This window comes from Saonia sp. (assembly GCF_056326165.1).
Map to the genome: position 1 here is coordinate 18,047 of NZ_JBWFBN010000016.1, position 13,209 is coordinate 31,255.

8 protein-coding genes are annotated in these 13,209 nt (G+C 36.6%); 2 read left to right on the forward strand and 6 right to left on the reverse strand.

Features of this window, described 5'->3' with window-relative positions:
- Positions 1–29 precede the first annotated feature (29 nt).
- Positions 30–1,025, forward strand: a complete 996-nt coding sequence (locus AC000W_RS13065; RefSeq protein WP_474748915.1) for an isoaspartyl peptidase/L-asparaginase family protein — start codon at positions 30–32, stop codon at positions 1,023–1,025.
- A 56-nt stretch (positions 1,026–1,081) separates the two neighbouring features.
- Positions 1,082–3,916: a DNA polymerase I gene (polA, locus tag AC000W_RS13070; RefSeq protein ID WP_474748917.1), complete on the forward strand. Its 2,835-nt coding sequence runs from the start codon at positions 1,082–1,084 to the stop codon at positions 3,914–3,916.
- Here the strand turns inward: polA and AC000W_RS13075 are convergent.
- The 6 genes from AC000W_RS13075 to AC000W_RS13100 form a co-directional block, all read right to left on the reverse strand.
- Positions 3,913–5,055, reverse strand: coding sequence for a DUF4249 domain-containing protein (locus AC000W_RS13075; protein WP_474748918.1), 1,143 nt, complete (start codon positions 5,053–5,055; stop codon positions 3,913–3,915). The two genes, polA and AC000W_RS13075, sit on opposite strands and share 4 nt — an antisense overlap.
- Positions 5,056–5,067: 12 nt before the next feature.
- Positions 5,068–7,482, reverse strand: coding sequence for a TonB-dependent receptor (locus tag AC000W_RS13080; protein WP_474748920.1), 2,415 nt, complete (start codon positions 7,480–7,482; stop codon positions 5,068–5,070).
- 12 nt (positions 7,483–7,494) lie between these two features.
- Positions 7,495–8,640: a DUF4249 domain-containing protein gene (locus AC000W_RS13085; RefSeq protein WP_474748921.1), complete on the reverse strand. Its 1,146-nt coding sequence runs from the start codon at positions 8,638–8,640 to the stop codon at positions 7,495–7,497.
- Positions 8,641–8,705: 65 nt separating this feature from the next.
- The gene (locus AC000W_RS13090) at positions 8,706–9,887 is read right to left on the reverse strand and encodes a DUF4249 domain-containing protein (protein ID WP_476658683.1); all 1,182 of its coding nucleotides are present in this window, start codon (positions 9,885–9,887) and stop codon (positions 8,706–8,708) included.
- A 97-nt stretch (positions 9,888–9,984) separates the two neighbouring features.
- Entirely contained in the window at positions 9,985–10,485 is a 501-nt protein-coding gene (locus AC000W_RS13095; protein ID WP_474748924.1) for a lipocalin family protein, read from the reverse strand.
- Positions 10,486–10,559: 74 nt separating this feature from the next.
- Entirely contained in the window at positions 10,560–13,184 is a 2,625-nt protein-coding gene (locus tag AC000W_RS13100; RefSeq protein WP_474748925.1) for a DUF5916 domain-containing protein, read from the reverse strand.
- Positions 13,185–13,209 lie beyond the last annotated feature (25 nt).

Below are 13,209 nucleotides of genomic sequence, written 5' to 3' on the forward strand. Positions count from 1 at the left end.
TGTATATTTAATCCATAAAGTTACACAATATGCAAAGAAGAAAGTTCCTTAAAAATTCGGCTGTAGGTACAGCTGGAATTTTATCCACGCCATTGATTACTGCTTCATGTAAAGAAGCTAATACATCTGCAACCCCAATTAATTCTCCTGAAAGTGTTAAACCAATTGTTATTGCCACATGGAACGTTCCTAACTCAACTTCTAAAGCATGGGAAGTATTGAATGCAGGTGGCAATGCTTTGGATGCAGTGGAAAAAGGAGTAATGGAGGAAGAGGCCGATGTTAACAATCAATCCGTAGGCAAAGGGGGCAGACCAGATAGGGATGGCAATGTAACTTTAGATGCGTGTATTATGAACAAAGATGGTGATTGTGGTGCTGTTGTCTACTTGCAAAATGTAACCCATGCAGTTTCTGTTGCCCGTAAGGTAATGGAAGACACGCCGCATGTGATGCTAGCTGGACTGGGAGCTGAACAATTTGCATATGAAAAAGGCTTCCCAAAAGAAGACTTGCTCACAGAAAAATCAAAACAAGAATGGTTGGAATGGAAAAAAACATCAAAATACGAACCCATCATCAATATAGAAAATCATGATACTATTGGCATGCTTGCCATTGATAAAGATGGTGATATTTCTGGGGCATGCACTACAAGTGGCATGGCATACAAAGTTGGTGGACGCGTTGGTGATTCTCCAATTGTTGGTGCTGGTCTTTTTGTGGACAATGAGGTGGGTGGAGCAACAGCTACAGGTGTTGGGGAAAAAGTAGTGAAAACGCTTGGCAGTTTTCTTATTGTGGAATTAATGCGCCAGGGAATGAGCCCTCAGGAGGCTTGTGAAGAAGCTGTAAACCGGATAGTCACAAAAGATACGGACTATAAGAACTTTCAGATAGGTTATATCGCCATCAATAAAAAAGGAGAAACGGGCAGTTATTGCATTCAATCTGGGTTTACCTACAGAAAATATTCCAATGAAGGGCATATAAATATTCCTTCTAACTCTTATATAACTTCATAAAACTTTAGAAAGGTTGATATTCTTTGTAAGTTTGAAACCCTTCAATAAAACATAAAATGGCAGACCAAAAACGACTTTTTTTATTAGATGCTTACGCCCTTATTTTTCGTGGGTATTATGCATTCATCAAAAATCCTAGAATCAATTCCAAAGGCATGGATACCTCTGCCATCATGGGGTTTACAAATTCCCTCTTTGATGTTATCCGACGTGAAAAACCAGACCATCTGGCCGTTTGTTTTGATAAAGGAGGAAGTGCCGAACGAACAGAGCTATTTCCTGAATATAAAGCCAATAGAGATGAAACTCCCGATGGTATAAAAATAGCTGTTCCCTATATCCAAGAATTGTTAAAGGCCATGCATATTCCTGTTGTTGTTTTAGAAGGCTGGGAAGCAGACGATATTATTGGAACTCTGGCCAAACAAGCAGAAAAAGAGGATTATAAAGTCTATATGGTAACTCCAGACAAGGATTTTGGACAGTTAGTATCAGAAAATATTTTTATGTACCGCCCTGCTCGTTTGGGCAATGGGATTGAGATATGGGGAATCCCTGAAATCCAAGAACGTTTTGGTGTGCAACGACCAGAACAAGTAATTGATTATTTGGGAATGATGGGTGATGCCAGTGACAATATTCCCGGATTGCCCGGAGTTGGAGATAAAACTGCCAAAAAATTCATTCAAGAATTTGGAGACATGGAAGGGCTTTTGGCAAATACGGATAAGCTAAAGGGCAAAATGAAAGAAAAGGTGGAAGAAAATGCCGAATTGGGAAGGTTATCTCGGAAATTGGCAACAATCTGCACCACCTGCGATGTTACTTTTGATGCCAAGGATTATGAATTATCAGAACCAGATGCCAAAAAAGTTCAAGAGATTTTTGAGGAGTTAGAGTTTAGAAGACTCAAAGACCAATTTTTAAAATTGTTCTCAAATGAACCTACTATTGAGTCTTCTTCTGAAATTAAAAAAGAAATCCTAAAAAAGGACCCAAGTGCGGCTGGGCAAGGTCAATTCTCATTATTTGGAAGTACAGGAGAAGCCAACGAACCTTTAGAGGCTATTTCTAGCAGAGATACGGCAAAAAGTGTGTCCCATGTATACCAAAGCATTGTGCCAGGTATGGCAATGAAACTTTTTGTACAAAATTTAATGAAACAGACCTCGGTTTGTTTTGATACGGAAACCACCTCGTTAAACCCCTTACAGGCAGAACTTGTAGGCATTGCATTCAGTTGGGAAGCAGGAAAAGGTTTTTATGTTCCATTCCCTGAAGACAAAAACCAAGCACAAGAACTTATAGAACAGTTACGCCCTTTCTTTGAAGCAGAACATATTGAAAAAATAGGCCAGAATTTAAAGTATGATGTTAAGGTATTGCGCAAATACAACCTCAACATAAAAGGCACCTATTTTGATACCATGTTGGCACATTACCTTATAAATCCAGATATGAGGCATAATATGGATGTGCTTGCCGAAACATACCTTAACTACACGCCTATTTCCATTACTGAATTAATTGGTAAAAAAGGAAAAAATCAGTTAAGTATGCGTGATGTTCCTTTGGAACAGCAAACGGAATATGCTGTAGAAGATGCCGACATCACCTACCAATTGGCACAACATTTTAGGCCTGAATTGGCTGAAGCAAAAACAGACGGGCTTTTTAACGATATTGAGGTTCCTTTGTTAAGTGTATTGGCAGATATGGAACTGGAGGGAATTAATCTTGATAAAGATTTTTTACATTCCCTATCGGCCGATTTAGACAATGACATTGCTACACTTGAAGCCAAAATATATGAGGAAGCTGGTGAGCAATTCAATATAGCATCTCCCAAACAATTGGGAGAAATTCTTTTTGATAAATTAAAACTGGTAGATAAGCCCAAAAAGACCAAAACTGGCCAATATTCTACTGCAGAAGATGTGCTTTCCTACTTAGCAAAAGACCATGAGATTATTCAAAATGTTTTAAATTATAGAGGTCTTGCAAAACTTAAAAGCACCTATGTGGATGCATTACCAGAACAGATAGAACCCACCACAGGTAGAGTACATACAGATTATATGCAAACAGTGGCTGCCACGGGCAGATTGAGTAGTAATAACCCAAACCTACAAAACATTCCTATTAGAACAGAAAGAGGGCGACAGGTACGAAAAGCCTTTGTTCCCAGAAATGATGAATATATTTTGTTAGCGGCGGATTATTCGCAAATAGAGTTGCGTATTATTGCCGCACTCAGTGAGGAAGATACCATGATTGAAGCTTTTAAAAACGGGGAAGATATTCACGCTTCAACTGCTGCCAAGGTTTTTAATGTTCCAATAAGTGAAGTAACCCGTGAGCAACGAGGCAATGCCAAAACAGTTAATTTTGGAATTATTTATGGAGTTTCTGCCTTTGGATTGAGCAATCAGACGGACTTGTCCCGTTCGGAGGCCAAAGACCTTATCGATACTTATTATAAGACCTATCCCAAGCTCAGAAATTATATGAGTGAACTGGTAGATTTTGCTCGTGATAATGGATATGTACAAACTGTTCTAGGGCGCCGTAGGTACCTAAAGGACATTAATGGAAGCAATGCAATTGTACGTGGCGCAGCAGAACGAAATGCTGTGAATGCACCTATACAAGGAAGTGCCGCGGACATTATTAAGCTTGCCATGATAAATATCCATAAAAAACTAACGCAGGGTGATTATAAAACCAAGATGCTTTTACAAGTACATGATGAATTGGTTTTTGATGTCCACAAACCAGAATTGGAAGAAATGAAAACTCTTATTAAAACCGAAATGGAAAATGCTTATACACTAGCTGTTCCTTTAGATGTTGAATTGGGAATTGGTGATAATTGGCTAGAGGCACATTAATCTATATCTACCCAAGCTTCTGGCGTAACTCCTGTCCTATATCTGGATTCTTCACATGGAATTGCCAAAGTATCAGGAAATGGAGTATCCACTCCTATTCCACCCTCATCATTAAAAATAACATTATTTACTTCCAATGGTGCTTCCTCAATTCCAGACCGATCCAAAAAAATTGATTTTGTTGACGACGCAGCAACTGTAAATCTACCTAAAACAACCTCATTACTATCATTAGGGTTAAACAAATTTCCAATTAAAGCAGCTGGCGGTGGAGCATTAAAGCTTCCACTATTGTTTATAATATCTTTTAAAGCTTTATAATATTGATATGCATCTGCAGTTAAGGAAAGCTGTTGAATTTCCACGGCTATATTTTCTTTAGTATATAGTGGAATATTGGCCACTGAAATATTGTTTACAGCTGCACCATTTGAAAACTCATCAGCAAATATTTGAATATTTTCATTATATCTTATTTGCCAACAAGGAGAATTACAGGCATAAGTAAAAAAAGGAACCAGAGTATATCCCTCAAAAGCACGACATTCTCCATTCCTAAAATAAGTCCCCTCATAACATACACCACACAGGATAATGGGCTCAAACGATTTAAAACGCCAGAAGTAATAATTTGCTTCATTTGCAGGATCATTAAAGCTTACAGAAATACCATGCCCTGGCACAAAGCCTTCTTGGGCATCACTAAAAAAAAGTTCTGGACTATAAGTTGCATTTATTTCAGAGATCTCAACTATGTTAGTAACTTTTTCAGGTTGGGACTGAAACTGTCTACCATCAGATAAGGCAACATGCATTTCCCAAGTTTCATTTTCTTGCACAACAAAATCACTTGGAGGAACATAGGCGTCTTCCTGCAGCATTAAATTTATCTGCTCTCCTGTTCCTGTATTCCTAAAAGTCACCAATGCATTATCAATAAAAACAACTTTACGAACACCAAATTCCGTAACAGATGTATTAACTGTAACTTGAGAAATTCCTGGAGATGTTGAAGCCAAAGCCTCTATATAAATAATTTCATCTATGTAATTGAATTCTGGTGTTACAGGGTCCGAACATCCTAAAAGCAACAAAAGAGCACTTAAAAAGATAAGCTTATACGACCTAATTTCTTGCATTTACTTATTAGATTAATCAAACACAAAATTATAGGTCAAGGAAAAAAGAGGGCTGTTCATTACAGAAAGTTCATAAGAACCCAATGGGCTTCCCAAAAAGATTTCTGAATTCTCTGGCCCCGTTCGCTGGGAATAATATAGATTAAAAGGGTTTCTTCTACTATACAGATTATAAATGGTAAAGGTCCAATCCCCTACCCATTTTCTGGTCAAATTTTTACCATATTTAATCTTCCATGAAAAATCCAATCTGTGATAAGGTCTCAATCTAGCATTGTTACGTTCAATAAATATGGGAACATTAATGTCCTCTAATGCAAAAACGCTATTGGCAACGGTATAAGGCCTGCCTGTTTGTCCTGTAAAATTAAAGCTGAACACATGGTTTTTCTCCCCTTCAAAATTAACAGTTGCATTTAAAACATGAGGCCTGTCAAAATCGGATGGGTACCATTCATTATTATTTACCCTGTCTGCAAGCCTTTCATTTTGTGAACGTAAAAAGCTTCTAGACCAAGTGTAATTAAACCAACCGTTAAACCTCCCTTTTGTTTTCTTAAAACTAAACTCCACACCATACGCTTCTCCTTGACCTTGCACTACATCCCTTTCTAAAAATTCCTCTAAAAAGAAATCTGCACCAGGTTTATAGGTTAAATTATTTCTGGAGTCCCTATAATAGCCCTCAATACCCAATTCTATAAGGTTATCATTTAAATTTTTATAAAGTCCCAAACCATAGGTGTCACTCTTTTGTGGTTTTATACTTGCATCGGATGTTTTCCATCTGGATGTTGGCAATGGTGTTGTACTATTATATACATTCTGTAAAAATTGGTTTACTCTGGCATAACTGGCTTTGACAGAGGTGCTTTCGTTTAATTTTAAGTTTAATCCCAGTCTGGGTTCTAACCCATCATATGATTTTACCTTTTCTCCCTTATCAAAAAACTGGGTATCTATTATAGTGCTGCCAGTTTCATCAAACTGAGCCATGGTATAGGGACCAACAAACATAAAATGGGTATAACGAAGTCCAGCAGAAAGAGAAAAATTGGAAATAGGGTTCCAATTAACATTGGCATACCCAGAAAACTCATAACTGGTTTCCGAACTTAATGTAACCGGATTAATACTGTTTCCTGAACCAGGATCTAAAGTTCCTGGATATATTTTATACTGATTTAACTGAATGCCAGAATAATAATCTACTTTTTCATCGATTTTTTTTGAATACTCTGATACCAAGCTTAAATAATTAATCCTAGATTCAAACTCAATCTCATTGGTGCTTTCAACTTCTGGAAAAATTGTCTTTGGGGTATAATCACTTGCAACAAACGTGCTTCTAAGGTTAGCCCCAGAATCAAATGAATGTAACCAATTTAATGTTCCGTTTAAGGTTTTAAAATCATATTGATTGTTTTCTGCATTGATATTCTCTATTTTGGATATCAAATCCAATTGATAAAAATCCTTGCTATAAAAACCAGTTAAAGAAATTTGATCCTTGTCTGTTGGTAAATAAAGCAACTTCATGGTGCCATCATAAAATCTGGCCTTGGTATTTTTTAACCTCTCTGAGACCAATGGAAGTAAAAAATCCGTCAATCCAGCTCTAATACCAGCAATGAGCGTTAATTTTTCCTTTACAATAGGTGTTTCCACAGTTAATCTACTGGACACCAATCCCAATCCCCCAGAAAGTTTTAATTTGTCCACATAAGGGTTTTTCACCTTAACATCCAATACAGATGCTATTCTGCCCCCAAAACGGGAAGGAATATTTGCTCTGTACAAATCTACAGATGAGAGAACATCTGGTGTAAATACCGAAAAAAGTCCAAATAAATGTGTTGGGTTAAAAACTGGAGCATGATCAAATAAGATAAGGTTTTGATCCAAAGACCCACCTCTTACCGATAACCCATTACTTATTTCCCCCGCACTGTTTACCCCAGCCAACAAAGTCATTCCCCGTAATACGTCATACTCTCCAAGTGCTGCGGGAATTTTTTTTAAGTCTTGGGATTTTAACTGTAGAACTCCCATTTGCGGAGTTTCTAAATTATCATTTATCCTTTTTGCACGTAGAATAACTTCGGATAACTGTTCCTCCCTTTCAAAAAGCTCTATCCTTAAAAATTTATTTTCATTCAGCAATACAGTTTGTAGATTATCTTGATAACCAATATAAGAAACTGTTATTCTATAAGTTTCTTCAGGTAGTTCAATAGAATAGCGGCCGTCTATGTTAGATATACCTCCACAATTACAAGGTTGTATGAAAATATCTGCATCTTCCAATGGGATACCTGTTACTTGGTCCAGTATTTGAAAGGAAAGTATATGTTCTTGGCTTTGCCCAAGTGCATTGTAGCATACAAAAGTAAAAAGGAGCAAGAAGTGTAGTTGGTATTTTTTCATTTGGTTTTGGTATTAATTTTCCACCCATCCTGGTGGTACAATCATGGTTCTATATCTATTTTCTGCACATGGAGCAGAAACAGTTGCTGGAGGTGGGTACGGTGACATGAACGTAGGTTCAGTAAATGTTGATATTCTGCTTTCCAGTGGGTTCTCTTTAATATCACTACGGTCAACAAAAATATGGGCTGTGGAAGTAGCTGCGGCAGTAATCCTGCCAAAAATAAAGTCCCCGCTATCATTTACATTGACCACATTACCAATTAATGCCGCAGGGGGAGGAGCATTAAAACCGCTATTATTATCAACAATATCCTTTAAAACTTTATAATATTCATAAGCGGCCGGTGATAATGAAATTTGTTGAATTTCTACCACCATATTCTCTTTGGTATATAATGGAACAATCCCAACAGGTAAGCCATCGGTTGTTTTGCCATCAGAAAACTGGTCGTCAAAAATATTCACAGTTTCCGGAAAACGTATTTTCCAACAATCTGTCTCGCATGGATAAGTAAAATATGGAGGAGATTCTGGCAAAGTTGTTCTTTCACATTCTCCATTTCTAAAAATCCCTTCATAGCACAATTCACAAATATCCAGATTTTCAAAAGCTCGATAGGTCCAAAAATAAAAATTCTCTTCACCCGCTGGATCATTAAAATCAACAGTTATTTGATGTCCGGGAACAAAACCTTCAGATGCTTCCATATAAAATAATTCTGGACTATAACTAGCCGATATATCATTTATTTCCACTGGCTCAAGGACAGTTTCAGGTTCTGATCTATATGTTGCGCCGTTGGGCATTAAAATTTCCACTTCCCATGTTTGGCCTGGTAACGCAATAAAATCAATTGGAGGAACATAAGCACCCAACTCTTCAGTAAGAACTATTTCTTCACCTGTATCACTGCTAACAAAAGAAACATTTGCCCCTTGGACAAATTTAGTCCCATAGATTCCAAACTCTATTACAGATTCTGTAATGGAAACAAAAGAAGCATCAGGAGATGTAGAAACAAAACCTTCAACAAATATGAGTCCTTCTTCAAATTCGAATTCTGGAGATACGGGATCTATACAATCACTAAAAAGAAGCAAAAACAAAAAATAAAATATAATTCTACCTAAAAGGCAAGATTTTATATATGACATGGCCGATTATAATGTTCTTAAAGTTAATGTATTACCACAATAATTGTTCCGATTTCCTGCTATTTTTAATTTTCTACCCATCCTGGTGGAATAATAGCAGTTCTATATCTTCTTTCACTACATGGAGCTGAAGTAACAGGGCTACAATCTCCTATAGGACATGTCCCAGGAGCACATGTTTCACATCCTTCAAATTTTAATGGTTCCCTTACTTCTATTGGAAGTTCTTGGATATCAGTTCTATCAATAAAAATATATGCTGTTGATGTAGATGCCGCAGTAAACCTTCCAAAAACAAAATCTTCTGCGTTATTTGGATTGTAAATATTCCCAATAAGACCTGCAGGGGGTGGCGCATTAAACCCTCCTTTATTGTCTACAATATCCCTTAATGTTTTGTAATAGTCATATGTAGATATAGGTAATGAAAATTGTTGGACCTCAACTACAATATCCTCTTTAGTATAGAGCAATATATTCGCCACAGGCAATTGGTTTACACTTGTGCCATTACTAAATTTATCAGAAAAAATCATGATGCTTTCTGGAAAACGTATTTTCCAACAATCAGAATCACAGGCATAATCATAATATCTTCTCAGCGACGCATCAGAAGGTGCTGGTAGTGCATATGGGTTTTCCACACAAGCATCATCCCTAAACATACTATCATAACACTTTTCACAAAAATTAAGGTTTTCAAAAGATCTATAAGACCAATAATAATAATTCTCCTTGTTTTCTGGGTCATCAAAACTTACGGATACTTGATGCCCTGGCACATATTTGCCTGTGGCGTCCCTAAATATTAGTTCTGGATTATAACTAGATGAAATATTTTTGATTTCAACAGGCTCTATTATTGATTCTGGCTCCGATTTATACATAGTGCCATTTTCTAAAACAATTTCTAGTTCCCATGTTTGACCTACCATAGCCACAAAATCAATTGGAGGAACATAAGAACCTTGTTGTTCTACAAGAGAGATTATTTCCCCTGTATTACTATTTATATAAGAAACATCTGCTCCTTGGACAAACTTAGTTCCATAGATTCCAAACTCAATAACAGATTCCGTAATAATCACAAATGATGCCCCAGGTGATGTTGATGCAAAACCTTCAACAAAAACAAGGCCTTCTTCAAATTCAAATTCTGGAGATACGGGATCTATACAATCACTAAAAATAATGAATGAAAAAAAGGCAATTATTTTGCCCAGCGGAAATTTTTTAAGAAGCATCATATTAATTATAACCTCTTAAAGATATAACATTTAAAACACAAAACCCTTCCAATAGCTTGAATAGTTTGGAAGGGTTTAATTAGCTATTTCTTATAACTTAGTTTTTTATAAAAACAATATCAGCACCTGTAAAATTATCTTCACTTATATCTTCTCCTGGGACTGTTAAGGTATCCCCACTCAATTGAATAGTACTTGTTTGTTCCATTCCGTCACCATCAATAACTGTAAGTTGATTACCATCCAAACTCCAAGTGGTTGTTTCTGTTTCAAAGGTATCTGGACAAGGAATTGACAATCCAGTTCCTCCACTATTTACATCTATTTCAATATCATTTACTCCACTTCTTGTGGATAAAGTGCCATCTTGATTAAAAGTCAATGTTAATGCACTACAATTTTGAGCTACCAATACATCTATAATTCCAGCCGCAAATAACAAATCGTCATTAGTACTTCCTTCATCAACCTTTAATTCGGCCACATCCCATGTACCTACAATGGAATTTTGTTGCTCTTCGTTCATGGAATCCTTGTCCTTAGAACAGGAAATCAATACGGTCATTGCTATAAAAAACAGGGAAAGGTTACGTTTCATACTTTAATTTAGTTTGTTTAATGTAACTAAAACGCAGAAACCTTCATCATATTATCCAAAACTAAATATCTGTATCACAATACAAAACGGTACGTTGCCTTCAATAAAAAGGTATTATCTTTCTCTTGATCAAGAATTTGGTTGTTTAAGCTCCTGCCTAGCCCATCTAATGGGTCACCTAGCCCAGTAACCCCTTGTGACCATACCAAAAAGACCTCTGACCCAGGAATATACTCCCATCGTAAAACTAAATTAGACCTAAATTGGACAAAAGAAAAATCTGGATTACCAAACTCATAATCAGTTGTTCCATCCAAATTTTCATCAACCAAATAACTATCATTCATAAAAGAAACCTGATTGTTATTATATAGAGATACTCTCTCATTTAGGTTCTTAGCGATAGGGTTGTTTACAAAATTAAAATCGGTATAAGTGCCCCTAGATATAAAAGGTTGTCCATAATATTGAACAGACAAATTGGGGTTTAGATTGTAATTTAACCTTAAAGACGTACTAAAAGTTCGTTGGTCTATATTTCCCGTAATGTAACGTGGTATACCATTAAAGCTTTGTTCTGTTACATATTGGGTTTTATTAGGATTTTCTTCATATTCTGTGGACATAGAAAAGCTAAAAGCATCAAAGGGTTGGTATCTAAGCCTTACTACATATCTGGCCAAAGAAAAATTATCCTGCTTGGCTTGGCTATCCACATAACCCAAGGTAAAACTGAATTTCTTTTGTTGGTTGGACCCAAAAAATAAAAACCAATAGTTTTCTTCTGACCATCGCCAGCGTGGTCCTCCTCTTAGAACAGTGTTTGTAAAAATTCTTGGTTTGTGCGAAGCCCCAACTTCTGTCCACCAATTATTTTTGTAACTAATAAATCCATTCCCCTCATACTGCATTCTATTATAGTTTCCGTCAAAGTCATAGGTAGAAACTTGGGCTAGTGCAAACTGCATTCTTCTATAAAAATTTGTAGGCTTTAAGAACAAGCGGCGTAATCTTGCATACTGTCTAATTTCATCTGCTTGTCTTAAAAATCCAACATCGTTCAATTCCAATTCTGGTGAGCGCCATACAATTCCACCATTATATCGCCAATTACCACCACCCACTTTACCAGTTTCCAATTTTCCTCCTGTTCCTGTTAAAGAGGTTCTATTTGGGTCTACCTCTACATGCCCAGCATCCACTCTTTGAAATAAATGGGTCAACGCCCTTTGGGTATTTTCTATTGCCTCCGCTGTTCCATTTACATGACTGGCAACCAAATTTCCTTCCACATAATAATTTCGGTCTTTCCAATTGTGTCTAAAATCCAATCCTCCCGAATATGCAGATTTTCTCAAGAAATCCAGATTGCTTTCCAATTTTCTATTGGTAGCCGTAAAAATTCCCCCCACATAAGAATTCCTATTATTAAAATCTTTTTGGACTCTCCCCACTAAATAATTAGTAAACGGTTCTACCAATTCATCCCTCCTATTACCATTATTGTCTATCTCAGCAAACATTTTACCCGTAATACTTTCCATAAGACCAAGAGACCATCCATTCTTGGTTTTACCAGAAAACTTTGCCGCACCTAAAATTGTAGTGTTATTGGGCATATTAACATATTCACCATCTACACTATTTACAGAGCCTTGAGGGCTTCTGCCAATTCTACGGCTATAAAAAAGATTATCATTGCCATTAGCAAACTCATAATCGAATATATTTTTGTTTTCAACAAAAAAGGGTCGTCTTTCCTCAAAAAATATTTGAAAACCGTCCAAAGCAATTGCTCCCGGGTCAGCTTCCACCTGTCCAAAATCCGGATTTACAGTTAAATCCAATGTAAGGTCATTTGTTATTCCAATTTTTGCATCTAGCCCGCCATTAAATATAAAATCGTTTCCATCTCTAAAAGGATTTCCAGCTTCAGTTGGATATGTGTCCAATTGATTTACCATAAAAGGCTGAATCTCCAATTGTTTTTGAGGTTGAATATCAATAAGTCCATGTAGTTCTCCAAACTCACTTACCCAACCAGAAGCATCTTGCGGGATTCTTTGCCATACAAATCGCTCATTCTCCCTAAAAAAACGTCTCTGAACTTGAAAACCCCATACCTGTTCCTTAGCTTTCCCAAATTTAAGTTGACTAAAGGGAATCTTAATTTCAGCAGTCCATCCCTCTTCATCAATATTAGTTGCTGCATACCAAATAGGATTCCAACTTGTATCCCAATTATTCCCATTTTGAGAAATAAACTCATCCCCTTTAACCCCCGCTACTGTTGTGGTAAAGGAAAATGCAGTTCTTTTATCATGATAGCTATCAATATTAATTTCTACCCAGTCACCTGCAAAACCATCTCGGCGGGACAATCTACTTTCTATCTTATCTGGTTCAGAATCATAACATCTATATGCTATATAAAGGTTCTTTTCATCATAAATTATCTTAAACTTGGTTTGAAAAGTGGGAGGTGTATTCTCGTCTGGTTCATACTCAACAAAATCTCCTGTCCATTCTGAACTATCCCAGCTTTTTTCGTCTATAACACCATCAATAACAGGGGAATTCTCTTCGTTAATTGGGTTTGTAGTATAAACTCTTTTTGGAACAACAGAGGTGGAGTCTTGTGCTATAAGAGAAGTTCTAAAAAGACATAATACGCACAGTGTCAAGATAATGTATTTCATGATGTTTTGATTGATGTATTCAAAA